The organism is Nitrospirota bacterium, from assembly GCA_016212185.1.
GTDB lineage: Bacteria > Nitrospirota > Thermodesulfovibrionia > UBA6902 > DSMQ01 > JACRGX01.
Map to the genome: position 1 here is coordinate 1 of JACRGX010000034.1, position 26,191 is coordinate 26,191.

24 protein-coding genes are annotated in these 26,191 nt (G+C 43.1%); 7 read left to right on the forward strand and 17 right to left on the reverse strand.

Going from position 1 to position 26,191, the window contains the following annotated elements; genetic code table 11:
* The 5 genes from HZA10_03915 to HZA10_03935 form a co-directional block, all read right to left on the reverse strand.
* Positions 1 to 685 (reverse strand): right-handed parallel beta-helix repeat-containing protein (locus HZA10_03915; protein MBI5195451.1); only part of this gene is annotated, 685 nt, incomplete at its 3' end.
* A gap of 10 nt (positions 686 to 695) precedes the next feature.
* A complete protein-coding gene (locus HZA10_03920; protein ID MBI5195452.1) occupies positions 696 to 2,939 on the reverse strand; it encodes a hypothetical protein in 2,244 nt (747 codons plus the stop codon).
* Positions 2,878 to 3,936 (reverse strand): PD40 domain-containing protein, encoded by a 1,059-nt coding sequence (locus tag HZA10_03925; GenBank protein ID MBI5195453.1) that lies wholly within the window; start codon positions 3,934 to 3,936, stop codon positions 2,878 to 2,880. Before HZA10_03925 ends, HZA10_03920 begins: the two co-directional genes overlap by 62 nt.
* Before the next feature lie 132 nt (positions 3,937 to 4,068).
* On the reverse strand, positions 4,069 to 4,254 hold the full coding sequence (locus tag HZA10_03930; protein MBI5195454.1) for a hypothetical protein: 186 nt from the start codon (positions 4,252 to 4,254) through the stop codon (positions 4,069 to 4,071).
* Positions 4,255 to 4,323: 69 nt separating this feature from the next.
* Positions 4,324 to 4,953 (reverse strand): prepilin-type N-terminal cleavage/methylation domain-containing protein, encoded by a 630-nt coding sequence (locus HZA10_03935; GenBank protein ID MBI5195455.1) that lies wholly within the window; start codon positions 4,951 to 4,953, stop codon positions 4,324 to 4,326.
* Between the two features lie 180 nt (positions 4,954 to 5,133).
* On the opposite strand from HZA10_03935, the gene HZA10_03940 reads away from it, so the two are divergent.
* A complete protein-coding gene (locus HZA10_03940) occupies positions 5,134 to 5,802 on the forward strand; it encodes a hypothetical protein (protein MBI5195456.1) in 669 nt (222 codons plus the stop codon).
* A gap of 43 nt (positions 5,803 to 5,845) precedes the next feature.
* On the opposite strand, the gene HZA10_03945 is transcribed toward HZA10_03940, so the two are convergent.
* From HZA10_03945 to dsrA, 11 genes are all read right to left on the reverse strand, one after another.
* A complete protein-coding gene (locus HZA10_03945) occupies positions 5,846 to 7,147 on the reverse strand; it encodes a UDP-glucose/GDP-mannose dehydrogenase family protein (GenBank protein ID MBI5195457.1) in 1,302 nt (433 codons plus the stop codon).
* A 181-nt stretch (positions 7,148 to 7,328) separates the two neighbouring features.
* Entirely contained in the window at positions 7,329 to 8,126 is a 798-nt protein-coding gene (locus HZA10_03950; protein MBI5195458.1) for a glycosyltransferase family 2 protein, read from the reverse strand.
* A gap of 5 nt (positions 8,127 to 8,131) precedes the next feature.
* Entirely contained in the window at positions 8,132 to 8,944 is an 813-nt protein-coding gene (locus HZA10_03955; GenBank protein MBI5195459.1) for a DUF3108 domain-containing protein, read from the reverse strand.
* A complete protein-coding gene (gene waaF, locus HZA10_03960) occupies positions 8,941 to 9,987 on the reverse strand; it encodes a lipopolysaccharide heptosyltransferase II (protein ID MBI5195460.1) in 1,047 nt (348 codons plus the stop codon). The genes HZA10_03955 and waaF overlap by 4 nt, the downstream gene beginning before the upstream one ends.
* A complete protein-coding gene (locus tag HZA10_03965; GenBank protein ID MBI5195461.1) occupies positions 9,984 to 11,345 on the reverse strand; it encodes a sigma-54-dependent Fis family transcriptional regulator in 1,362 nt (453 codons plus the stop codon). Before HZA10_03965 ends, waaF begins: the two co-directional genes overlap by 4 nt.
* Before the next feature lie 48 nt (positions 11,346 to 11,393).
* Positions 11,394 to 11,789 (reverse strand): putative toxin-antitoxin system toxin component, PIN family, encoded by a 396-nt coding sequence (locus tag HZA10_03970; GenBank protein ID MBI5195462.1) that lies wholly within the window; start codon positions 11,787 to 11,789, stop codon positions 11,394 to 11,396.
* On the reverse strand, positions 11,786 to 12,031 hold the full coding sequence (locus tag HZA10_03975; protein ID MBI5195463.1) for a ribbon-helix-helix protein, CopG family: 246 nt from the start codon (positions 12,029 to 12,031) through the stop codon (positions 11,786 to 11,788). The genes HZA10_03970 and HZA10_03975 overlap by 4 nt, the downstream gene beginning before the upstream one ends.
* 192 nt (positions 12,032 to 12,223) lie before the next feature.
* Positions 12,224 to 13,678, reverse strand: a complete 1,455-nt coding sequence (locus HZA10_03980; protein MBI5195464.1) for a cobyrinate a,c-diamide synthase — start codon at positions 13,676 to 13,678, stop codon at positions 12,224 to 12,226.
* A 91-nt stretch (positions 13,679 to 13,769) separates the two neighbouring features.
* The gene (locus HZA10_03985) at positions 13,770 to 14,015 is read right to left on the reverse strand and encodes a hypothetical protein (GenBank protein MBI5195465.1); all 246 of its coding nucleotides are present in this window, start codon (positions 14,013 to 14,015) and stop codon (positions 13,770 to 13,772) included.
* Positions 14,016 to 14,112: 97 nt separating this feature from the next.
* On the reverse strand, positions 14,113 to 15,183 hold the full coding sequence (gene dsrB / locus HZA10_03990; GenBank protein MBI5195466.1) for a dissimilatory-type sulfite reductase subunit beta: 1,071 nt from the start codon (positions 15,181 to 15,183) through the stop codon (positions 14,113 to 14,115).
* Positions 15,184 to 15,215: 32 nt separating this feature from the next.
* On the reverse strand, positions 15,216 to 16,424 hold the full coding sequence (dsrA, locus tag HZA10_03995) for a dissimilatory-type sulfite reductase subunit alpha (GenBank protein MBI5195467.1): 1,209 nt from the start codon (positions 16,422 to 16,424) through the stop codon (positions 15,216 to 15,218).
* A gap of 317 nt (positions 16,425 to 16,741) precedes the next feature.
* On the opposite strand from dsrA, the gene HZA10_04000 reads away from it, so the two are divergent.
* The 4 genes from HZA10_04000 to HZA10_04015 all read left to right on the forward strand — a co-directional run bounded on the left by HZA10_04000 (position 16,742) and on the right by HZA10_04015 (position 22,135).
* Positions 16,742 to 18,181: a transglutaminase domain-containing protein gene (locus tag HZA10_04000; GenBank protein ID MBI5195468.1), complete on the forward strand. Its 1,440-nt coding sequence runs from the start codon at positions 16,742 to 16,744 to the stop codon at positions 18,179 to 18,181.
* A gap of 161 nt (positions 18,182 to 18,342) precedes the next feature.
* Positions 18,343 to 19,065, forward strand: a complete 723-nt coding sequence (locus tag HZA10_04005; GenBank protein ID MBI5195469.1) for an ABC transporter ATP-binding protein — start codon at positions 18,343 to 18,345, stop codon at positions 19,063 to 19,065.
* Positions 19,066 to 19,076: 11 nt separating this feature from the next.
* Positions 19,077 to 20,468 carry a diguanylate cyclase gene (locus tag HZA10_04010; GenBank protein MBI5195470.1) on the forward strand — a complete coding sequence of 464 codons (1,392 nt, stop codon included), beginning with the start codon at positions 19,077 to 19,079 and terminating at the stop codon, positions 20,466 to 20,468.
* Positions 20,469 to 20,533: 65 nt separating this feature from the next.
* On the forward strand, positions 20,534 to 22,135 hold the full coding sequence (locus HZA10_04015; protein ID MBI5195471.1) for a hypothetical protein: 1,602 nt from the start codon (positions 20,534 to 20,536) through the stop codon (positions 22,133 to 22,135).
* A 35-nt stretch (positions 22,136 to 22,170) separates the two neighbouring features.
* Here HZA10_04015 and HZA10_04020 read toward each other — a convergent pair whose 3' ends face one another.
* Positions 22,171 to 22,869: a transposase gene (locus tag HZA10_04020; protein MBI5195472.1), complete on the reverse strand. Its 699-nt coding sequence runs from the start codon at positions 22,867 to 22,869 to the stop codon at positions 22,171 to 22,173.
* A 293-nt stretch (positions 22,870 to 23,162) separates the two neighbouring features.
* Between HZA10_04020 and HZA10_04025 the strand changes: the two genes are divergently transcribed.
* Positions 23,163 to 23,357, forward strand: a complete 195-nt coding sequence (locus tag HZA10_04025) for a hypothetical protein (protein MBI5195473.1) — start codon at positions 23,163 to 23,165, stop codon at positions 23,355 to 23,357.
* 176 nt (positions 23,358 to 23,533) lie between these two features.
* Positions 23,534 to 26,143, forward strand: a complete 2,610-nt coding sequence (locus tag HZA10_04030; GenBank protein ID MBI5195474.1) for a CBS domain-containing protein — start codon at positions 23,534 to 23,536, stop codon at positions 26,141 to 26,143.
* The last annotated feature ends 48 nt before the right edge of the window (positions 26,144 to 26,191 follow it).

Consider the following 26,191-nt stretch of genomic DNA (forward strand, 5'->3'; position numbering starts at 1 on the left):
CATCAAACTTCACAACTACCCCCGGCTCTATGGTTAATGTTGGTTCTGAGGTTGTGCTAAAGACAAATATATGCCCGGTGATAATATACGGGCTTCCTGCGAGCGTCCATGTTGTGTCAGTTGAGATGACGCCTTCTGTCAGTGCTATACCAATCTTTCCATTACCACTAAATGTATTGCCTGTTCCTAATGTCACGTTGGGAGGTATACTCAAGGCATAAAAACCATTATTTGTAAAAGAGTTATTTAAGATATTAATAGTTCCTGTTAAACAGTAAACTCCGTAACCTCCATTGCTTAAAATGGTTGAACCTGTAATAGTTAGACCACCTGTGCTTGCCATATAAACCCCGCCTGTTCCATTGTTTGAGAGTGTGGAATTTAAAAGTATTAGAGCAGAATCACCAACCAAATATATACCGAGGGCTGGACTGTATCTTATGATAGATGTGTTAATTGTTGGTGAGCTGTTACTGACATATATTTCGCCATTGCTACCAGTGCCTCCATACTCAACTGTTACATAGTCAAGGCTGCTCTCTGAAGTTGCATGGTTGTAGAACCGTATCCCAAGCCAGTCTCCTGCGGCAGGTGTTGCCTTGTTAGAAGTAACAACAATTGGAGACGCTGCTGTACCCTGGGCATTGAGCCTGCCTTTGTAAGTGCTGTAGCCGATGTATAGCACATGAGTTCCGTTAAACTTCACTACTACCCCAGGCTCTATTGGTCAGGGTTGGCTCTGAGGTTGTGCCATAGACAAATATGTCTCCTGTAACTATGTAGGGACTTCCTGCGAGCGTCCATGTAGTATCAGTTGAGATGGTGCCGCCGCTTATGTATGTTGGAGGGTTGGTTGCAAAACTCATATCAGAGCTATAAGTTATTCCGCCAGCGCTGGTTGCAACTATATTGTAGTGATAGGTGGTGCTTGGAGAAAGTCCTGTCAGATTAGCAGTTATATTTACAGCACTTATTCCACTGCCTATAGCCTGAACGGGGGTTGTATTTCCATAGGATGTAGTTGTTCCCCACTGAAAATACACATCAGTTGTTAAGCCATTAGGATTGACTATACCGTTTAATATAGCAGAAGAGCCCCCAATATTACTCGCAGAATTGGTTGTTGCAGTCGGAGGATTTTCACCAAAACTCCAGTTGAAATTGTTGTGTGAATCTACAGAATTTGCAGCAATAATGGAGGTGGTATTTACATTGTAAGAGTCTTTAACATTTACAAATGAGATATTGCGTGTGCCTTGCGGGTTTACATTCCAAAAACTGCCAGAAGATGAGCTTACTAAAGCAAGCAAATTGCCGTTTGTACCCTGCAATGTAAGGTTGTTAATAATTATTTGGGTTTTTCCTGCCTTAAAAATTAGGGTAGCAGGAGTTGTTACGCTCTTGGTTAAATTATAGAATGTGGTATCACCATAAATAGTCTGATTGGCGCCGTCTAAAGTGACCGTGCCTGTTCCGGTAAATGTGGCTGAGTTAGTCCAATTACCTGCAACATTGATATTCAGGTTATTAGCACTAAAGGTACCGGCGGAATTAATAAAATTGCCATTTATATCTAAATTGTCGTGAAAAAGCTGTAGTGTGCCTCCGCCGGAATGTGTAAGATTGTTAAAAGCTTTATATACACCGATTCCGCCAGATGTAAGCGTCTGCGTATTGCTCCCGCCAAATATAACTGTGCTGTTCCCCGCAGTAAAAGTATCACGGTTAGTCCAGTTGCCCCCCACTGTCAAGGTTGAGTTGCCTGCATCTATCTCATTAGAGCCGTTTGCATCGGATGGCATAACGGTTACATCTCCATTAATAGTGATAGTGATGTTAGCGCCGCAAATCAATTTTCCATAAAGGTTGGCAGCAGTATCCCCGATATATAAATTTCCAACCGTTATCTCGGCATTATTTATAGAATTATCTAAGGTTACCATGTAACCAGCATTCCAACTACTGATACTTAGGGTTCCACCAACTGTGAGAGCGCCGCTGCTTATCTGTGCAGTGCGATTGGCAGCATCATTAGAGAAAACAGTAAGATTGCCGCCATAACTCGTGGCTGTAATAGATTTTAATTGACTGCCCAACAGCTCATATCTAAAATTCCCTACAGATATATCGCCATTATTCACAATATTAACTAAGTTGGAAGTTTTTCTGCGAAAAACTCCGTTCCCTGTTAGTACGCCGCCTGTATTTATTACCAAGGTTGGTCCGGTATTGACAGATACTGCTTTACCGGTGTCTATAGTAAATGTATCAGATGTAGCCGCCGTGCCTGAAATAGTAAGAACATTGTCTACAGTAAAATTACCAGAAGTGCTTGGCACAGTGATATTTGCGTTTGAATCTCTACCTATAGTGAGGTTATAAAATCTTGTTCCGGCAGCGGCCGGTGTTATAAGGGTGCCTGTGCCGTTAAGCACGACATTACTGGCGTCAAAGGCAAAGGTCCCTGTGGATGAATCCCAATCGCCGTTAACAATAATAGTTGAATTGTTGGCGGTAAATATTCCGGCAGCAATTGTAAAATTCCGTGATGTGGTTAAAGTATAATTGTTGCTGCTGGTAGCTACTGTAGTGGTATTGCCTGATGTCATATTTAAAGTGCCGATAGAGACATTCCTGTCAAGGGTGCTGATACCGCCTCCTGAGTTCCCATCAAAAATTGCAATATCTGTTGTGCCTGGCATGGCTGCCCCTCCACCACCTCCACTGCTTGCTGACCAGTGATTAACGTCAGACCAGTTGCCTGTCCCGCCTACCCAATAGCGGTTAGCTGCAAAAACAGAAGAGGTAACACCTAATAAAAGTAAAATTATCAGCGCTAATATTATTGAAGTTAGATGTAAATTGTTCCTTTGATTTTTAATTATCATGCTTTTTTTCGTTTCTGCTGTGAACAGTTCTTTCGGAAATCCGTGCAACATAAATTCCTCCTTTTACACTCAACATCTCATAAACTAATGCTGTTTTATTAAATGCCCATCTTGGGTATATGCCGTTTCCGATCTCTATTAACTCGCCGCCTTTTGAAGGAGTAATATAAATTTTTGTATTTTTTATGTTAGGTTCATATCTAAAAAAAGATACCCATTTACTATCAGGGGAAAAACTTGGGAAATATCCGTCATCCGATAATTTAATGGGCGTTTCATTTTGAAGGGGAGGAGCCAGATATATGCCGCGACTTGTACCATCAGTCCTTTTAGATGCAAATGCAAGAAGTGTTCTCTCGGGATTAAAATTCATACATACCCCTCCCATAGGCGCAATTTTTTGAATGCTATTGTTATTTAAATCAGCTAAGAATAATTGACCGGAATCTTGAGTTTTATCATCAGTAAAATAAAAAACCGATTTTCCATCACCGGTCCAGCAGGGATTAATCCCTGAATAACTAAGCTGTTTTGATTGAAAAGTTTCAATGTTTACAGTAAAAACTCCGCTGCTTTTTTCTCCCTGAAGCTCTGAGAGATAAAAAACAATCCATTTGCTGTCAGGCGACCATATAGGCATCTGGACATGGTTATCCGGGTATATAAGTTTAATGTGTTTGCCTTGTGGAGAAATAATCTTAAGCCCTTCTCTGTCAACATAGGAAATATATTCTCCGTCAGGAGACCAACGAGGAACTCTGAGAATTCCATTGACAATTTTTCTATTCTTGTTAGAGCCGTCTGCTGAGATGATAAAAAGTCCGCCTTTGTCAACAAACGCTATCTCTTTGCCGTCAGGAGACCAGAAGGGTGAAGAACCTGAATCTTTAATTTGCATAATTTCAATTTTTAGATCTGCAGCCTCGGCAAGCAAATAATTAAAGAAGGTGAATATTATCAGAAACGTCAGGTGGGATATTACAATTCTCAGCCCTAAAGAGTGAAGGCGCCTTCCTTTTATTGAAAATTCTCCGGAAAAGGTATACATCTCAGCCTTTTGGCAACATTAATGGTTAAAAAACTTTAGACGGAAAGCATAGGTAACTTTTATCATAATATAAAAGCACATGTCAAGGAGTTTTTTGCGTGCAAAAAAACAGGCCTTCCGAATGGAGTCTTTTTACCTTCTTACAATATAATACAGCACCATGACCCCACCGAAGATTGTTGAAAACATGCCGACCCTCGCCCTCACTACAACCTCGTTGAATTCAGTATCAGGCGGAACGCTGAGCTGGTAATATCCGTAAATTATAAGGAAGACACCCAATACCCCTGTTATTGTTGCGAGGATAACCCTGGTCATATGCAGTCAAAAAACAAGGGGCGATTTTCTCGCCCCTGACTAAATTTATTTTTGTTGGTAAATTATTGTTTACCGTTTTGCGTCAAAGTAGTAAACGAGAGCATTTATAGTGGTGCTCCATGCTGTAGGAGTAGGTGTAGCTGCATAAAACGCTTCCCATTCCGTATCAGTAATTGTGCCTGGTGCAGCAGTACCCCCAACTACCTGCCCATCTGTTCCATCGGAAGTACCATCAATGGCAACGTCAAACGCTTCAATATATATTAATTGTTCGCTGGTAAAATCAGTGCATGTAGCATCACTGCAGATAATTATTAGGTTTTTGCCTGCATCAGAGCCTGCATCAGTTCCGAAAAAGATCTTAAATGCGTAAGGACCCATTGTTATAGTGTTTACTGGTGTGCCGCCGCCTTCATATGGCGGGTTTATAAAAGAAGCGCCAGTTATATCTGTCTTAACATTGCCATCGCCTATTTTCCCATCCTTATCAGTGTCGCCTGCAAACCTGCCTTTCCTATCCATATAAGTCCATTGTGAAATTTCCCAGGCTTTCCCAGCATTTACAAACTTTTTTGACCTTGCGTTTGCTATCAAGTCCTGTCCTTTAAGCACAGCACCTATGATAACGCCAATAATCACAAGGACAATTGCCAGCTCCACAAGCGTAAAACCCGCTTGCTTAAAATGCGCTTTTGTCATCTTTCCTCCTTTAAAAATGGGTTTTTGAAAATAAAAATTTTCACCCCCCGCCTCTAATTAATTATTAAATCACAAAACATACTGCATGTCAAGCAATATTACATTAAAATAAACTTTAGTCTTATTTGTCTATTAAAGATACAGATTGAAAATATCATTTTTTTATGTAATAATTTTTTAATGAGCATTATTTATATAGCCCTTCTTTCATTTGCATCCATTTTTCTTGTAGTAAAAACCCGGACAGCTCCGACTTCGCACTATAGAAATATTTTTTGGGCGCTTGCATCCGCTGTTATTATGAAGGCAAGCGCCTGTATCACAGGCTATCAGGCCTTTACCATCAACCTCCCTATCTATCAGTATGCGCTTATTGATAATTTCAGCACCTTGTCTGCTGTTGTTTCAAATATATTCCTATTTCACTTTGGCATAAGTATTCTTACGCAGAAAGTGAGAACAATAATAGATTATAAGGTGTTTCCCATAGTCCTCTTTGCCGGCTACATAATGCTTTATATTTCAGGCGTAATTGACACTGCTGCGCTAAATTCAACCAGCAAACTCAGCTTTGGCTATAACGGCGCAATACTGGGGTGCGTGGGCTGTGTCAATTTATATTATGAAAAGAAGAAAACACAAGAAAAAGGCAATGCATTATACGGATTGCTGCTCCTCGGGTTAGGGCTTTTCACTTATGCGGCAACAGAGGGCATACTGTCATTAAGCATATTCCCGAAAACCACTATAGATGTGCTCAATATCCTTTCGGCAGGCATGATTGCAGTGTCATCTTTTACAGTGACGGATTTAATGAAGGAGCACAGGGGGAAAATAGGATTCGTCTAAAAAAATCCTGCATCGTGAATCTTGAATCCTGGATCTTTTTTTATTACGGTCTTCCCACGGAGTAATAGATAAACCCTGCCTTTCTTACTTTGGCAGGTTCATAAATATTTCTCAGGTCAAAGAAATAGTTCCCACTAACAAGGGTTTTTATCCTGCCGATGTCCAGGTTTCTGAATTGATTCCATTCGGTGGCTATGATAACGGCATCTGCGCCCTTTACCGCATCATAAGAGTCTTTGCAATAGGTAAGTTTAGGAAATATTTCCATTGTATCCGGCATTGCGGCAGGGTCATACGCCCTTATCTTTGCGCCTTCCTTAAGCAGCCTGTTTATAATAAAAAGCGACGGAGCCTCTCTGATGTCATTAGTATTCGGCTTAAAGGAAAGCCCCAAAAGGCATATGGTCTTTCCCTTTAAAATACCAATGGTATTTTTAATCTTTTTTGCCATTTTTTCTTTCTGGTTTTCGTTGACAATAGTTACTGCCTTTACAAGGTCCAGGCAGACATTGTTTTCTTTTGCTATCTGAAGGAGTGCAAGCGTGTCTTTGGGGAAACACGAACCCCCGTATCCCGGACCTGCGTGCAGAAATTTTGGGCCTATCCTGCGGTCAAGCCCCATGGCCTTTGCAACCACCTGAACGTCTGCGCCGACTGACTCGCACAGATTTGAAAGTTCATTTATAAAGGAAATCTTGGTTGCAAGGAATGCATTTGATGCGTATTTTATAAGCTCTGCAGTTTTAACATCCGTAATGACAACCGGCGTTTCAATCAGGTACAGCGGTCTGTAAAGGTCTTTCATTATGGCTATTGCCTGAGCGCTGGAGGCCCCGATGACAACCCTATTGGGCCGCATGAAATCCTCAATCCCTGCGCCTTCTCTCAGAAATTCAGGGTTTGAAACTATATCAAAATCAATATGCTCCCTTAAGTTTTTTGAAATAATCTTCCTGAGTTTTTCTCCTGTGCCTACGGGAACCGTGCTTTTTGTCACAACCACTTTATAGCTTTTCATGTGTTCGGCAATTTCTTTTGCAACCTCTTCAACATGCCGCATATCTGCGGAGCCGTCCCCGCGCGGGGGCGTGCCCACTGCAATAAATATTACAAGCGAGTGCTCAATAGTCTCAGCAATGCTTGTTGAAAAATGTATGCGGTTTGCCTTGATGTTTCTCTGAAGAAGTTCCTCAAGCCCCGGTTCATAAAAAGGCACTATACCTTTTTTAAGAGATTTTATCTTTTTTAAGTCCTTGTCCACGCAGGTGACATCCATACCAAACTCTGCAAAGCAGGCGCCGGTGATAAGCCCTACATATCCGGTTCCGATAACGCAAATGTGCATATTAGCCTCCTATTTTTTAAGAAATCAGTAATCTCCGATAAAAAATTAACACATCGTCTGTCATTGTCGTGAAAATAGTGCCTGTCATTCCGTGCTTGACACGGAATCCAGATATGAAAAGCGACTGGATACCTGCTTTCGCAGGTATGACGATGGACAATACTCCAAAATTTATCAGGATTTAGTAGTCAGTACTTTGCATTTTCATCAGCTTAAAATACTTATTAAACGTATAACGCGAATAAAGACAGGCTAATATTATGCCATAAATGCCGTCAAGTATGCCTAACTGCAGAAAAAACATCCTGATAAATGTTACAGGCGGACGGAAGATGATATCAAGGATATTTGCCCTTCTGCCCTTTTTAAAAAGCTCTTGTGCGGCAAGCGTTGAATACCTCTCCATCCTCTTTAAATAATCGGCAATATCTTTGTAGGTATAATGCACCAGAGGATTTTTCAAATATCCCGTGCCGCCGCTGATTTTCACTGCCTCATGCACCTCGCGAGGTTCAAACGAGCCTTTTCCTTTTCTAAAAAGCCTCAAGGTATAATCAGGCCGCCAGCCGCCGTGCTTAATCCATTTTTTTGCGAAGTAGTTCTTCCGCGGCACATAGTAACCGTCCACACTTTCCCTTGTATCATCTAAGGAAGTGCCGGGAAGGGTGAGAGGTGAGGGGTAAGGTAAAGTCTGTACAATACTACTAATCTCTTCTTTTAAAGCTGGAGTCACCCGCTCATCCGCATCCAGCACAAAGACCCACGGATGCGTTGTAAGGTTAACGGCTTTTTGCTTTGTATCCGCAAAGCCGGTCCATTCTAAAGTAAATACTTTATCTGTGTACTGCCTGCATATCTCCTGCGTCCTGTCCGCGCTTCCCGAATCAACGACAACAATCTCATCCGCCCACCTGACGCTTTCAAGGCAGTCTTTGATGTTTTCCTCTTCGTTAAATGTAATTATGGCGACTGAAAGCATGGTAACTAATACTTCCCTTCCGTAAGTTTTACAATAATACTGCCTATCTTAATCTTGCTTTTTACCATGACAGGGACTTTCCTGTCATCATCAGTAAGCCAGATGAGTATTTCTCCCTTTCTCATAAAAATACCCTCGGACTGAAGCAGGGGTTTAATGACAATAGTATTAAATTCGCCTGCAGGGACAGTTATCCGCTCCCTCTTTAAAACCTGTACCTCAACATTCCAGAGTTTTTTATTGTCAAAGATGTCAAGATACTCAGAGCGGCCTACCTGAAGCGGTCTCTTTCTTATCTCATAAAACGCAGATAAGGGGTCAAATGCCTGCTTTTCCAGATTGAACGCCAGCATTTCATTATCAACCTTATTCTGATAAATGACTTTCTGTGATTTGCTCCCCTGTTTATTTTCAAAGTGTGTTTCCCGCTCCCTTCTGTGCCGCCCTTCCGTAAGGTTTATTTTATAATTTTTCGGGTATCCGGAAACGCCGGGATAAAGAGTGCTTTGCGCAATGTCTTCAACACGGTAAAACACCGATATAAAATCTGCGGACTCTGCCCGTGATGTAATCGTAATGCCTTCAGCGCTATTGTTGGTTTCAAGATATGCATTGCCTGCCTTAATCCCTGACCAGTGTATAGTGTAAATGAGCTTCTCGGGGACTAACGGGGCAGCATCTGCCTTTAGAGGAAAGAACGCGGAGCACAGAGCAAAGACCATAGAGCACAGAACACAGAACACAGAATACAGACAATAGGAAATATTTTTTGTATTTTTAAATCTGTGCTCTGGATTCTTGGTTCTGTGTTCTCTCAAAAGTATTTCCTTATTTCCTCAAATACCATTTCTACGCTTAGTTTACTCATGCAAAGAGGCTCTTTGCATTTTTTTTTAAAACACGGACTGCACGGAACAGACGCCCTCAACACCTTCAGATTTCTATTCCCCTTCCAGCCGTAGGGCCCGGTCTTCTCAGGGTCTGTCGGGCCAAACAGCGCAATTATAGGTATTCCCAATGCCGCCCCTATATGCATGGGGCCCGAATCATTGCTGACCAATGCCTTTGCGCCGGAAATAAGGGCGGATAGTTCTTTCAGACCTGTTTTACCGCAGAGATTAATTCCCTTGCCGCCGGAGGCAGCCGTTATCTTTTCGGCAATATTTATGTCTGCGCTGCTGCCCGTAATAATGCACGGTGCAGAAAGTTTTGATATAAGCAAACCGAAATTCTCAGCAGGCCACATCTTTGTCTGCCATCGGGCAGACGGCGCAATGACTATATATTCTTTTTCTTTGATGCCGCCCAAAAGTTTTTTTACTCTCTCTCTTGCCTCATTATCAATGTAAAGCGGAAACTCAATCTTTTCTGTGCTCTGTGCTCTGTGCTCTGTGTTCTGTGCTTTCTGTATTGCCTTTGCAACCTCAAGATTCTTATCCACGGCATGAATGCTCAGCTCAACCCCGACCTTTTTGTTGTAAAAAAACCGGCTTCCCTCCCGCGCATTTTCAAAGCCGATTTTTAACCGAGCCCGGGCAAAAAATGTTATAAGCCCGCTTCTTAAAAGCCCCTGCAAATCAACTGCCATATCAAAATGTTTTGACCTTAGTGTTTTTCTGAGGGCATTTATCTCATGAATGGCATTTGAAAAATTTTTTAATGAAATGTTCTGCTGCCATGAATCCTTGTCAAAGACGATTAACTCATCAATCAATGGATTCCCGGCAAGGATTCCTTCGTTATTTTTGCTGATTATCCATTCAACGTGTGCGTCAGGAAAAGCGTTTTTAAGGACTTTTAAAAACGGCAGGGCGTGTATGATATCGCCTAAAGAGCTTGGCTTTATGATCAGGATGTTCACGGCTCTATCCCGTATTCTTTAATCTTCGTGAGCAGGGTCTTATAGCTGACATCAAGCAATTCAGCGGCCTTGCTTTTGTTGTTATTCGTATCCTTCAATGCCTTTCGGATTCTCTTTGATTCTGAAATCCTGAGCGCCGCCTTTGCAGCATCTTCAAGCGTGCCGTCCAAAGGGATTTCAGAAATCTCCGCACTTTCAGGCAGGAGCCTTAAATGCTCCGGTTTTATTTCACTGCCGTCACTGAGTATCAGCGCTCTCTCTATGATATTTTCAAGCTCCCTTACATTGCCCTTCCACCGGTAGTCTATAAGCACATCCATGGCCCCGGGCGCAATAGTTTTTTCTTTTATCTTCATTTCTTTTGAATATTTGGACACAAAATATTTTGCAAGCAGCGGGGTATCATCCCGGCGTTCCCTTAGCGGAGGAATTGTTATGGGAAACACATTAAGCCTGTAATATAGGTCTTCCCTGAATGTTTTTTGCGCAACGGCGTCTTCAAGGTTTTTGTTGCTTGCGGCAATTATCCTCACATCAACCTTAATCGGTTTTGTGCCGCCGACCCTTTCAATTTCTCCTTCCTGCAAGGTCCGCAGAACCTTTGACTGTAAAGAAATGTCCATCTCGCCGATCTCATCAAGGAACACAGTTCCGTTATTTGCAAGTTCAAACTTGCCTAACTTTTTTTCCGCTGCGCCTGTAAATGAGCCTTTTTCATGTCCGAAAAGTTCTGACTCAAGGAGCTCCCTCGGTATGGCCGCACAGTTAATCGGCACAAAAGGATGTTCCTTTCTCGGACTGAGTGTATGAATCGCCCTTGCAAAAAGCTCTTTGCCTGTGCCTGATTCACCGAGCAGAAGCACTGTTGTTTTTGCCGGCGCAACTTTCTGTATGCTGCCAGCCGCGTCAAGCATCACCCGGCTTTTGCCTATTATCTTCGGGACGCTGAGGCGGGCTGAGAATTCGTCCCTGAGCAGTAAATTCTCCGTGACCAGCCTCTGATTTTCAAGAGCCCTTTTTATAAGAAGAATGAGATAATCGGTATCAAGGGGCTTTGTCAGAAAATCATAGGCGCCGAGCTTCATGGCATTAACGGCAGTTTCAACAGAGCCGAAGGCGGTCATGACAATTACGGGAATCAAGGGGTTTTCCTCCCTTGACGCCTTGAGGACCTCAATGCCGTCTTTCTTTGGAAGCTTCAAATCAGTGATAACGGCATTTAACGAAGTATCTTTGATTCTCTTTATCCCCTCGGCGCCGTCTTTTGCAATTACAGCCTCAAAACCCTCTGTTTCAAGGGTTTCCTTAAGCATCTGGGCCATTGAGTCCTTGTCTTCTACTATCAGAATTTTTTGCATAGTTTTAGCGCGGCAACACTAAATTTTAAAAGATTATGATGCATACTTTCACAATCTTAAAAACTCTGCCGGGCTTAATATTTTTACACCTTCATATTCCTTGATAGGCAGCAAATGATTCCTGTCACCTGTAATAATATAAGAGGCGTTTGAGGCAACTGCGCATTCAATGATTTTATTATCGGCCGGGTCTTCATTCACTATGGAAAGCGTAATCTCGGGATTTACAATAATTGCAATCCCTCTGATATACCTTATTGCCTCGGCAGCCTGTTTATCCATCCAGTGAAATTTTTCCCGCAGGACAGACCTTATCTTGCTTAAAATCTCCTTTGAAACAACTATGTCAAAAAGCCCCTGGCTTACAAGCTTTAATATCTCCTCGCACTTGCCGGCAAAGAGCATAGCAGAGATGTATACATTTGTATCAAGGACAACCTTCAATTTGATTTCCTGCGGTAGGCGTGGATTAGCTTGTCAACATCTTCCTCCGTAGAAAGGCCTGACCCCTGTGCTGTTTTCATGCCCCACTGCCGTATCTGCTGCCAACGTTTGTCATTGATATATTTCCGTAAAGCCTCCCTGAAAAGTTCACTCTTCGTGCGTTTTTCTTCTTTGGTGAGTTTGTCCACCTCTTTTAACATTTCCGGCGGTATGGATAAAGTCATGACTTTTGTGGTTCGCATGTATAGCCTCCTTAGTATTTCTTAGTATTACTTTAAAACACAAGGAAAATTTTTGCAATACTGAAACTTTCTGATAGATTAACATACATTTTATCTCAAAATATAAGATAGATGAAATCGCAAAAAAGAATAAACTTAAAAAAGAATTTGAACATAATATGTATATTGATTCTTTTGCAGGTTAGTTATTTTTTAACGGCGGTGGGTGATTCTAAACTTTGCAGCGCATTCAATAAATCCGTCCACCCATTCCTTTGATCCTAATGCATGAAGGTGAGTGTAAGTAGCAAGGACATTTTTATAGCAAAGTCCGTCTTTGCCGTCTTTAATTCCGTGCCCGCGCCTCATGCGGAACACCATTGATGCTTTAGCGCCGTTTAGTTCAAGGACCTTTGAATAATGAAACTCATGCCCTTTAAGACTACAGCCTTTGGGAAAAAACGGATTCTCTTTTTTGACCTCTATAATTGTATAGCCATGTGCCTGCGGCTTCTTCTCCATGCCGAAAACTACGGGCAAAACCCCAGCCATTGGATAAGTCTTATTACCCATGATAATACTCTTTCCTAAATACATCAGCCCGCCGCATTCAGCATACACAGGAAGCCCGTTTTCAACTGCACTGCAAAGGGATTTTTTAAATGCAGTATTCCCTGCAAGGGCTATTGCATGAGTCTCAGGAAAGCCGCCGCCTATGTAAAGCGCATCAATATCAAGAAGTTTTTTCTCTTTAATGGCGCTGATTTCTATCAGCTTTACCCCGCGTCTTTCAAGCTCTTCAAAGTTCTCAGGATAGTAAAACTGAAAGGCAGAATCGCGGATGATGCCGATTCTTAGATAGGGCTTAGGGGTTAGTGTTTGGGGATTGGCTTTATTTCCTTCGCTAATCCCTAATCCCCATCCCTTGAACCCTTGAACCCTTGAACCCTTGAATCCGGTCTTTATCGGTTTTGCACTTTTTGCAATTTTCCATATCGCGTTCAGGTCAAGATATTTTGAGCCTATTTCCGCAAGCCTTGAAATGGATTTCTTAACTGCTGAGTGTTCCTGAAAAGGAACCAGCCCCATATGCCTCTCAGGAAACGGCTCTTCCTTCAGTTTCGGTATGGCTCCAAGCACAGGTATCCTGCAATTTCTGCTTATTGCCTTTCGTATCAGTAATTCCTGCCGTTTGTTGGCGATATTATTCAGGACAACTCCCCTGACATTAACCAGCGGATCTAATTTCTGACATCCTAAGACTATGGCTGAGACAGTGCTTGTCGCCTTTGTGCAGTCAATTATAAGTATCACCGGAGCATTCAGCAGCTTGGCTAATCCGGCAGTGCTGTAAGTGCCTTCAGAGTCAACGCCGTCATAAAGCCCCCTGTTGCCTTCAATGACTGCAATATCGGTATCTGCTGTGTGGGATAAAAAAGACTGGAGGACCTTTTGCCGGGGCATCATGAAAAGGTCCAGATTGAAGCAAGGCCCGCCGGCCGCTTTCGCCAGCCAGCCGGCATCTATATAATCAGGGCCCTTTTTAAACGGAGTTACTTTTAAACCCTGCCTGCGAAACAATGCGGCAAGGCTCAATGACAAGATGGTCTTCCCGCTGCTTCCGCGAAGGGCGGAAATGACTACCCTCGGAATAAAAAATTTAGACATATAAAAAGAAATGAGAATTGAGACGCAACAGTCAGAACGTTTTTCTTATTTTTTAATTCTCATTTCCTGTTTCTTATTTCCCGCTTATTTCTTAGAGAAGCCCTTTTTCCTTAAGGTACTCTTCGCTCGGAATCTCTACTGAACTGGCGCCTCCACCGTAAGAATACATGAGCTTCCCGACGTCTATCATTTCCCTAAGGGCTTTTTTAACCTCGTCTCCGGGCACGCCTGTTTCTTCACCCACGCCCTTCCAGACGTCTTTTTCCTTCAGTTTCTTCTTGCCCTTGTACTTCTGCATATACTCAAAAATCTTATTTTTTAATTCTTCCTTTTCCATAATTCCACCTCTCTTAAATGGGGTTTTGGGGGTGGGGTTTGGGGGTTAGTTCCAGTCTGGGTAATCCCTAACCCCTAATCCCTAATCCCTGTTATATTTACCACTTAAACGCCGGTGTGCTTCTCATCGTTTCTCTCATGAATGTGAAGTCGTCAATATGCTGGAATGTGAATTCAATGCCCGTGAGCTTAAAAAACTTTTCCCAGCCGATTCTGTCAATCCATTCTCCGACCCTTTCATGCTTCCTTGCATGCTTTGCATAGGTCTCAAGGATGTTCTTTACTGCCGCAATAATCTTCGGCCATCTCGGCGGCTCGTTGTAGAAGAACGGAATGGCAAGCTTGGAGAATTTAGGGGCGCTCCTTAAACTGCCGATTTTCCCGCCGACAACTATTGCAACGCCGTCGCTTTCCGGGTTGTGAATGTCAATTGCCGGACAGACTGTGAAGCAGTTTCCGCAGTACATGCACTTTTCCTCATTAATCTTCACGCTCTTTTTTGCCGGGTCTGGGCTTATGGCCCTTGTCGGACAGGAGGCTATGACCGTTGGTATTTCACAAATCTTGCCTACTCTCTCATGGTCAATCGGCGGAACCTTGGTGTGAAGCGCAACCAATGCAATGTCAGAGCAGTGGACGGCGCCGCACATATTGACGCAGCATGCAACCGCAAGCCTGACTTTGTTTGGAAGCTCTTTTGTCGTGAAATATTCGTAAAGTTCATCCATCATTGCCTTAACCAGTCCTGAGGCGTCTGTGCATGCGCTGTGGCAGTGCACCCATCCCTGAGTATGGACAACATTGCTTATTCTCGGGCCGATGCCTCCGATTGTATAGCCCTTGGCTTTTAATTCCTTTTGTATGGGCTCAACATTCTTCTCATCTGATATCAGAAACTCAACATTGTTCCTTGATGTAAAGCGGAGATAACCACCGCAAAATTTATCGGCAATATCGCTTATTTCGCGTATGGTGTCCGTGCTTAAAATCCTCGGCGAGGCAACCCTTACGGTCCATATCTTATCCCCGCCTTCCGCAACATGAACCATCAAGCCGGGATTTAATACCTCATGATATTTCCACTTGCCGAGATTCTTTTTGATTACCGGCGGCAAAAACTGCTCATAATGAGGCGGTCCTATATCTGTTTTTCTCTGTGGCAATGACATTTAAGTTATCCTCCTTTTAAAAATTTTATATTTTAATATTTGCCTTTTTTGTAAACTTTTTCAAAATCCTCATCCTTAAAGAAGATGAACGGATCTTTCCTCGGCCATTTAACCTGAGCCGGGCTTGGCGGAACGCCGATAGCCTCAAGAAAGGACCTCATGCCCTTGATCTCAATAACCTCGCCGATTCTCTCTCTGGGTTTTGAATTCTCATCCCACCACTCAATCATCTTGCGGATTAATTCCTTCAATTCCTTATACGGCGGCTCAAGCTTTATAAACGGCACGATGACCCATGAAAGGAGTGAGCCGACAACAATCGGAGCCTTGCTGCCCATCAGAAGGGTTGCGCCCCTCTCACCGCTCGGCCTGAGAGCCTTTGTCATCTTGGCAATGCAGTGCATGCATCTGGAGCATTCCGCATCGTCAATCTTCATTTCCTTGCCGTCGTAAGAAATGCACTGAGTAGGACACATATTTACAATCTCTGCATTGATGTTCATGCCTTTTTTGGCATAATTCTGCACCTCTGCCTGGTCAATTTGTATCTTGCCTTTCCATGTGCCTATGATGGACAGGTCGGCGCGTGCAATAGCTGCGACACAATCAACTGCGCAGCCTGAAGTCTTTATCTTAAATTTATACGGGAACGCCGGCCTGTGAAGCTCGTCCTGAAATTCCTGTGTAAGCTGGTAGTTGATTTCAAGGGAGTTTATGTTCGCCCATTCGCAACGCGCAGGTCCTATACAGCAGCTCGGCGTCCTCATTGCAGAGCCTGAGCCGCCTAAGTCCCATCCGCGCGATGAATACTCGGCAAATATTGCCTCAAGGCTCTCGGTGTCAGTGCCTAAAAGCACTAAATCGCCTGTTGAGCCGTGAATGTTTGTAAGACCGCTTCCGTATTTATCCCATATGTCGCATATTTCCCTTAATGCCTTTGTCGTATAGAACCAACCGCTCGGCTGATTTATTCTGACTGTATGAAAGAATTTTACGCCCGGAAACTCCTCAGGCAGAGAAGAGTATCTTCCGATAACTCCGCCTCCATAACCTAAAACGCCGACGATACCGCCGTGCTTCCAGTATCCGCGCCTGGTCCTGTAGGATTTTTCCACCTGCCCGAGTGTGTCATTGGCAGTTTCGCTTCTTACCGCCGCCTTTTCAATCTCCTTTACAAAGCTTGGCCAGGGCCCTTTTTTCAGTTCGTCCAACAATGGGGTCTCATGTTTTTTCTTGCTCATCCCTTCCTCCTTTTTTATTTTACAGCCTGGATTTTTATTAAAACTTATAATGTTATCTGAGATTCAGCGTTATTGCAGAAAAGAATTCCCCTCTTCTGAAAAAATTAATGATTTTGCCCTTCAGATGGAATTGAAGACATAGCAAAATTTTGTTTATAATATTCCCATTAATGCAAAGAGGTCAAATTAAAAAATTTAATTCTAAAATCATATCTGCTTATCATTAAAGGTCGCCTCATCCCCTTGTTTTCCTCATTTCTTTATCCCGGACAGAAGCTTAGTTGTTAAGACACTGCGTTTTCTGATAAAATCCTGAAATGGTGATAAGCGGCAGGAAGCTCTTCCATGCTGCAATTGTCTTATTCTGGATAGCCGTAATGGCGCTGTTGATATACCGTCACGCCCCTATAAAAGGCATGGGCATAGCAGCTCACACCGTACTGCCTGAAAGCGCCCAGAGGTGGATGGGGGCCTATCTAAAGGGGCAAAAGATTGGTTACACGTCAAGCAGTCTTTACAGGGATGTGGACGGCTACAGTGCATACGAAGAAATACACCTGCGGCTAAACGTCCTCGGCACAGAGCAGGACATCCGCACAAAAACATACGTATCCATATCTCCAGAACTCAAGGTGCGTTCATTTAGGTTCTCCATGAATTCAGGGAAAGGCATTGAAATAAAAGGTAAATTTACAGGAAAAACTCTTAATCTTGATATTGAAACAGCAGGCAATAAGACTGCACAGACTATGGAACTTGCCGAAGAGCCTCAGATGAGCCTTACAATTCTGCCTTATCTTATTAAGGAGGGATTTAAAAGCGGTGCAAGTTTTAAATTCCCGGTTTTTGACCCGGCAACCATGGGTATTCAGGATATGCTCATAGAAATTGCCGGCAGGGAAAAAATCACGATTTCCGGCAAAGAAGTTACTGCATTTAAAATCAGGGGCGATCTGCAGGGGATTCGCCTTTTAATGTGGGTTGATGAAAACGGCAATGAACTTAGAGAGGAAAGCCCTATAGGTTTTACGCTCATAAGCGAATCCAAGGAAGAGGCGACAAGGGCTGTAATCAATGCACCCGACATAATTCAGCAGGCGTCAGTGCCGTTTAATCTTACACTGCCTCCCCGGGTTTCTTATCTGAAAATCAGGCTGAGAGGCATTGACTACAAAGGGCTTGAACTGACTGCAGGAGGGCAAACCCTGAACGGCAATATCCTTAATATAGTTAAAGAAGATATTTCCTCATTAAAACCTGCTGCACTGCCGGTTTCCGGCATGGAGCCGTTCCTTACCGCTACGCCCCTGATACAGTCAGAAGACCCGAGGATAATAAAGCTTGCAAGGGAAATTGCCGGCAGCGAGAAAAATTCCCTGAAAGCCGCAAGGCTTTTGTATGAATGGGTATTCAATAACATAGAGAAGACGCCGAGCATAACAATCCCCAGCGCCGTTGACGTGCTTAATGCAAAAAAAGGCGACTGCAATGAACTTACAACCATCTATGTGGCTTTAGCGCGCGCCATAGGCCTGCCGTCTAAAATGCTCATCGGCATTGTTTACAGGCAGGGCGCCTTCTACTATCATGCATGGCCTGAGGTGTTTGTGGGAAAATGGATTGCAATTGACCCGACACTCGGAGAATTTCCAGTTGATGCAAAGTACATCAGGCTTATCAGCGGCGACCCCGGCAAACAGCTTGTTATAGCAAGGGTCATCAATAATATTTCGCTTGAAGGGATAGAGTATAGATGATAGGGGGCAAGGGGCTATCGGTTAAAGATTCAAGTAAAAATTATCAATTAACAATTATCATTTAAAATTGATAAATGTTAATTTTGCATTTTGCAATGAAAGAAATACTTTAGCCCTTGCGCTAAAATTTGTAGAAGCAATTTAATGGAGAATGAGTACAGGTGATCAAACTCTCTAATATAGGGAAGAACTTCGGGGACTACTGGGCAATAAGGTACCTTGACATTGAAGTGGCAAAGGGAAGAATTTTCGGGTTTCTGGGACCTAACGGCGCAGGGAAAACAACCACTGTTAAGATGATTGCAGGACTCTTAAAACCCGCTGCAGGGCAAATATTTGCAGGCGGGCATGATGTTGTACAGGAGCCTCTAAAGGCAAAATCAATCATAGGTTATGTGCCTGACAAGGGTTTTTTATACGAAAAATTAACCGGCCTGGAGTTTCTCCGTTTTGTTGCCGCCCTTTATAAGATACCGGAGGAAAAAGCAGCCGGGAAAATCAAGGACCTCTCTGAAACCTTCTCCATCAGGGAAATTCTTGACGGACTTATTGAAAGTTATTCCACAGGCATGAGGCAGAGGCTTGTATTCGTAGCGGCAATGATTAATGAGCCTAAAATCCTTTTAATAGACGAACCAATAGTAGGACTTGACCCCAAGGGCGTAAGAATGTTAAAAAATCTACTACAGGGGCAGGCGGCAGGCGGCTTAACCATATTTATGGCAACACACAGTCTCCTGCTTGCTGAGGAATTATGCTCTGACATAGGCATAATAAACAACGGCAGATTGATAGCCTCAGGCACAAAAGAAGAGCTTTTGAGTTCAGGCAGAAGACTTGAGGACTTCTTCCTGCAGGTTACAGAAAAACAACCTTATTTATAAGGAGACCAGTGATGAAACAGGTACTTATCTTTGATGCAGGCGGCAGGCATCTGAAACAGATTTCAACGCATTTAAAAAAATATTATTCTGTTTATGGATTTAGAGCAATTAAAGATGTCAGGGCGCACCTTGAGAATTCAATACCTGATATTGCCATTCTCTGCATGTCCTACGACCTTAATCAAAAGCATCTGAAAACATTCAAAGACCTGTCGCCTGTAATAGGGGTCGTCGGGAAGGAAATCCCGGGCACGGTCAAAAAGGCTCTCAGCGCAGGCATTACGGATTTTCTTATTGCGCCGTGCAGCCCGTTTGAATTAAAGCTCAGCGTTGAAAGCGCCCTGAGGAGTAAAAGCCGCATTGAAAAGCTTCAGAAGGAAAAAGAACGTCTTCAGGCAATAAATGAAACCACCTTCCTGGTCTCCTCCACGCTGGACCCTCAGGAAATGCTGTACACCATTGTAAGAAAAATAGCTGAGATAGTTCCTGTGGTCAGGTGTTCCATGATACGCATAGACAAGGAGGAAAACACCGCGGATGTGGTTGCTACTTCTGAAAACCCGAAGATAAAAAATATAAAGCTTGACCTTGATAAGTATCCTGAAATCAAGGAAGCCATTTTGACAAAGCATGCGATTGTGGTGAATGACATAAAAACCGACCCTATAATGATGGATGTAAGGGACATAATCTCTCCCTTAGGAATAAAGTCAATCATTGTGCTTCCGATATTCTACAGGGATACGGCAATCGGCACCCTGTTTCTGAGGACCTCACGCTCAAGCAGGTCATTTAGTCAGGATGAAATCAGGTTTTGCAGCACGGTCACAAACGCATGCGCCAATGCCATATACAATGCTTTTTTGTATGAGAGACTGGAATATGAAAAGACCTCTCTTGGAAAACTGGCGATAACAGACTTCCTTACCGGTCTTTACAATGTGCGCTATTTTTATCACCGTATTGAGGAGGAATTCACAAGGGCACAGCGATATAAATTCCCTCTGACGTGTCTGATGCTTGACATTGATTTTTTTAAGCGCATAAATGACACTTACAGCCACAGGGTAGGCGACCAGGTATTAAAGGAATTTGCGCAGGTCTTAAAGAAAAACGTGCGAAGCGGCGATCTCCTCGCGCGGTACGGCGGTGAAGAATTTATTATCCTCCTTCCCAATACGGCAAAAACAGGCTCCATCACGGCATCCGAGAAATTAAGGCTCTGCATAAAAGACCATAAGTTTAAATCGCTCAGGGGGAAAGAGGCAATAACCGTAAGCATTGGCATAGCCTCATTTCCTCATGAACGCATTAACACAAGCGATGACCTGATTACCTGTGCTGACACCGCTCTTCTTGAGGCAAAAACCAAAGGCAGGAATCAAGTAGTATTTTATACATGAAGCTCCTCCCCGTTCTTTTTATCCCGAAGGTTCTATCCTTAAAGAACTCTCTGGAGATAAAAAGAATGCTTAACAGATTTCCGTTTGCACTTCTGGGTATAGGCTTCTGGCTGTTCATATATATCATCTTCAGAAAAATCCTGATTTACTTCAGAAGCACAGAGATCTTCGGAGACATCCTTGCGGCAAAACTCCTGTCTATGGTATTCCTGACATTCCTGAGCCTTCTGCTGATGAGCAGCATTCTCACGGCCCTTTCAACTTTTTATCTTTCAAGAGACCTTGAACTGCTATTCACAAAACCGGTTGATTTAAGAAAAATACAGTCTGCAAAGGCAGTGGAGACCTTCCTGACATCCTCATGGATGGTCATATTGTTTGCGCTGCCTGTTTTTATAGCCTACGGGAATGTTTACAACGCAGGCATTATTTATTACGCCGCGCTTCCGGTAGTGTTCTTTTCCTTTCTTCTGATTCCCGCCGGCATAGGCATAACAGCCACTCATATTATTGCAAAGGCATTGCCCGCAAAAAGCGCGCATAATGTAATGATGGTGCTCGGCATCCTGTTTTTTCTGACGGTGTTGCTGCTTTTCAGGGTCATGCAGCCTGAAAAATTTCTCAGGCCCGAGTCCTTTCCGACCCTGCTTGAGTATCTGACAAGCATCGGGACCGACTCCGCATTCCTGCCGCACTACTGGGCCACCCAGTCGCTCCTGCCCCTGCTTACAGGGAAAAAAACCGGAAGCGTTTTTTATATGCTGGTCATGATAGCTAACGGCGCATTTTCAATGCTGATTGCATCATGGGCCGGCTCTTTATTTTATAAAGACGCCTTTGATAAAGCGCAGAGTTCAAAAAGACAGGGCCTCAGGCTTCCCATGGAACGGCTCTTCCCCCGGAAGATGTCCACCCTCAGAGAGGCGCTGATGGTTAAAGACCTGAAGATATTTTTAAGGGACAACAGCCAGTGGCCCCAGCTCCTTTTACTTGCGGCAGTGGTCGTGATATATGTATATAATTTCAAAGTGCTGCCTCTTAATGCAATCCCCGGAGTATCTTTTTTTCTGAATAATTTTTTAGGGTTTTTAAATCTGGGGCTTGCGGGTTTTGTGCTTTCCGCCATTGCGGCAAGGCTGCTCTTCCCGGCCGTAAGCCTTGAGGGGCAGACGTTCTGGCTTATCAAGGCGTCTCCGGTCACCATGAAGGAATTCCTTTTGAGCAAGCTCATCTCAGGGCTGATGCCGCTCCTAATACTTTCCTTAATCTTGATTTTAACTACGAATTTAATATTGGGGATAAAGGGCCTGATGATGGCGCTTTCGCTGGCAACAATTTTTCTGATAACGCTTTCCGTCGGAGGCTTAGGGGTCGGGCTTGGCGCAATGTATCCGAAATTTAAGTATGACAACATCGCATCCATCTCAATGGGCTTCGGCGGGATACTCTTTATGATATTGTCACTTTTATCCATAACCTTTACCGTGCTTTTAGAGGCCTGGCCGCTCTATCTTTATTTCAGTGCAAAGATGACCGGAAGGGCGCTGAATAAATGGGAGCTTTTTCAGATAGGAACAAGCCTTGTTCTTGTTTTAACCATAAACATCGTGTCTTTTTATGTCCCCCTGCGCATCGGGGTAAAGAGGCTGGAGGCGCTGGAGGAGTAAAAAAAGAAAAAAGGGACGGAAAAAAGGGGACGGTTCTATTTATCTTCATTTTTGTCTTTTTTTGGTCTGCCTTTAAGCTTAACCATTGCGTTGACGTTATATTCTTTAGTTACTTTATCCGTAAAGTCTTCACTGCCGTATATCACCCTTCTATTCATCTCACCCCTCATCATATTTTTTTCTCTAACCATTCCGCGTATGAATTCCCTGTATTGACTTCTGCGTTCGCTCTCGTTTTTAGATAGTCCTTTGTAAATTGGATGTTTATCTAATAATACATCTTTTTTTCCATACGCATATGCATTGTAACTGCTCCACTTGTAGTCTTGCGGGTCTTCTGCTATTTTTGCTCTTACTGGATTTAATTCAACATAGCTTCCACAGGCAAGAAGATAATTATCTTTTGATATTATGATGCTCTTATACCTGTCCTGCCAGAAATGACCTATATGCTTGTAGCAGACTTTGTAATATTGTGCGTATGACAGGTTTATCCCCTTCATTATTTCAGCTAAAGTGCCACCTTTTTCTGCAGGCTCTATGACCAGATGAACATGATTACTCATTAATACATAGTGATAAAGCTTGAATTTGTACTTCTCTTTATATCTCTGAAGTATCTCAATGTATTTTTTGTAATCTTGCACTCTCTTAAAAACATCCTGACGATTATTCCCACGTGTCAATATGTGATATACATATTTCTTAGGCGCTATTCTTGCTGTCCTCGGCATGCTGAAATCTACTACATTTTGCCTTTTTATGTCAAGAAAATAGAACCGTCCCCTTTTTTCTTATATATATATATTGTGATTATTGACTGGTATTAGGATGCTATAATTTCTTATGGGATGGAAATGGACAGACCATATAGAGATACAGCTTGTTGAAAGTTAAAAAATGAGGATACATTTATTACTATTCCTATGATAAACCTTGACAACAGGTTGTTCTTAATATATAACTAATATCATGAGCGGGTTGAAACAAGCAGCCGACTTTCCTGCCTTATCATGGAGGCATTCATATGAAGGCTAATGTATTGGTAAAAGATGGGCAAAAATATGGCGGCAACTATGTTGCAACTATCTCTTTTACGAATAAAAAAGTAATCTCTATTGGTCCAGACCCTGTTAAAGTGCATAGTGATGCAGTGTTAAAAGGTTTTAAAGACCCGGTTATCGTTTTCATTCCTAAAAGAGGAATGACAAACGTTTATTAATGCCTCTTTCTAAAATTCCATTCACTTATTTTCATAATGGCATTTACCGTCCAGTTCTTCAAATAAGCATTATAAATCCACATACCAACTTATTTCAGAAGACATATTAATTTCACTTCACTGAGAAACATGTTTTAACCCTCATAATTCAGGCTGAATGATATAATATAGCTCATATGGAAGTTATCACCACCCACATAAACGCGGACTTTGACGCCCTTGCTTCAATGGTAGCGGCGAAAAAACTCTACCCTGATGCAGTAATGGCATTCCCCGGCTCTCAGGAAAAGGGCGTGCGGGATTTTTTAGCTGCATCTTATGCCGAGCTGGATTTCAAAAAAATCAAGGACATAAACTTTGACGGCATTACCCGCTTGATACTTGTAGATGTCAGGAGCTCGCAGAGAATCGGGCAGTTCGCCGAAATCCTGAACAAAAAAGGGCTGGAGGTTCACATCTATGACCATCACCCTTCACTGCCTGAAAACATAAAGGGGCAGAAAGAAGTCATAGACACAATCGGCGCAACCGCCTCAATATTCATGGAAGCGCTTCAGAAAAATAAAATTGAGATAACGCCTGTTGAGGCAACCATCTTTGCATTAGGCATATATGAAGAAACTGGCTCCCTTATCTTTCCGTCTACAACAGTAAAAGACCTGGCTGCCGTTGCCTGGCTCCTTAAACGCGGGGCAAATCTGAATATCGTCTCCAGTTTCATCAGCAAGGAAATGGGGGCCGAGGAGATTGACCTGCTGAACGAATTAATACATTCAGCCCGCGACCTGGTAATCCACGGACTCAGGATAAAAATCGCCAAGGCTTCAAGGGAAAAGTATGTAGGAGAGGTTGCTTACCTGGCTCATAAACTCAGAGACATGGAAGATGTTGACGCGCTTTTTCTACTTGTGATGCTGGAGGACCGTATCCATATTATTGCACGGAGCCGCGCGCCTGAGGTTGATACATCTGAGATACTCCAGTCATTCAGAGGAGGGGGACATCCGGCTGCATCATCTGCAATCATAAGGGAAGAATCCCTTGAAGATGTTGAAGAGGGCCTTGTGGACATACTGAACAAAAAAATACGGCCTGCAAAAACTGCAATGGACATAATGACCTCTCCGGTAAAGACAATCCAGCAGGACAACACAATAAAAACCGCCGAAGAGACCATGACAAAGTACGGGATAAATGTCTTGCCTGTGCTCAAGGACAATATTTACACAGGACTGATATCCCGGGAAATTATAGAAAAGGCTTTGTTCCTCGGATTCAAAGACAGCAATGTCAATGAGTTCTGCACTACTGACGCCTTTACCGTAACGCCCGGGACCTCAATCAGGGAGATTGAGTCCCTGATGATAGAGCAGAACCAGAGGTTTATGCCTGTCATTGAAAACAAAGAAATTGTCGGCGCAATTACAAGGACTGACCTTCTGCGGTCCATCTATGAAGACATTCTGCGCAAGAGCAGGCTTGATGAGGAAGAGCTGAGAGAGAAACCCTCAATAGGCAAAAACATTGCATCGCTTATTAAGGGAAAATTTCCTGAAAAACTATTTAATGTGCTTAAGCTCTCCGGAGAAATAGCCGAAGACCTCGGGTTCCCCGCATATCTCGTAGGCGGCTCTGTCAGGGACCTTTTACGGGGGGAAACAAATCTTGATATAGATATTGTAATTGAAGGCGATGCAATAGCCTTTGCGCAATCCATAGGCAGAAAACTCAATGCAAAAGTGAAGACACACCAGGCATTCGGCACTGCAGTTGTGATAACTGATTCCCTGAAATTTGATGTGGCAACTGCAAGGACTGAATACTACGAAACGCCTGCGGCTCTGCCAAAGGTTGAGATGTCATCCATAAAAAAAGACCTTTACCGGAGGGATTTTACGATAAATGCGCTTGCCGTAAAGCTCAACTCACAGGATTTCGGCAGTCTCCTTGATTTTTTCGGGGCTCAGAGAGACCTTAAGGAAAAGACCATCAGGATTCTTCACAATCTGAGCTTCATAGAAGACCCTACAAGGGCCTTCAGGGCCATAAGATTTTCAGAGAGGTTCGGCTTTAAGATAAGCAAGCACACGCTGAACCTGATAAAAACCGCAGTAAGGATAAACCTCTTTGAAAAACTCTCGGGCTCAAGGCTTTACGATGAGCTTAATCTTTTATTCCTTGAGACAGAGCCAATAAAAGCGGTCAAGAGACTTTCTGAGATGGACCTTCTGAGGTTTATACATCCGAATATTGCCCTTACGCCGCCAGTTGAAAAAACATTCCATGACATTGACGAGTCAATATCATGGTTTAAGCTCCTTTTTATAGAAGAGCCTCTGAATAAATCGCATCTTTTTCTGATGGCGCTCTTTGAAGGGCTTAAAGTGGACGATATGGAACAGTCGCTGAAACGGCTTGTGGTCCCGCCAAAGGCAAAGAAGGAAATAATTGAAGGCATTGAACAGTCACGACAGGCTCTATCAAAATTGCAGACTGCTTCCCAGAAAGACATTTACTACGCGCTTCAGCCTTTGAGCACACAGACCATCATCTTTGCAATGGCAAAGGCAAAGGATAAGGCTCAGAAAAAGGCAATATCCCTGCACTTGACGACATTAAGAAAAATAAAACCCGTTCTTGCAGGAAAAGACCTTGAGAAGATAGGATACAAGCCGGGACCTGCATTCAATGAAATGCTGAAGGCAATCCTGGACGCAAGGCTTGAAGGCAGGATTAAAAGCATGGAGGATGAGGTAAAGTTTGTGAAGGAGAAGTTCAAGGCGTAAGAGGGTTGAAGAAATAAATATTTACAGGGGCACAGAGCTTATCTAACA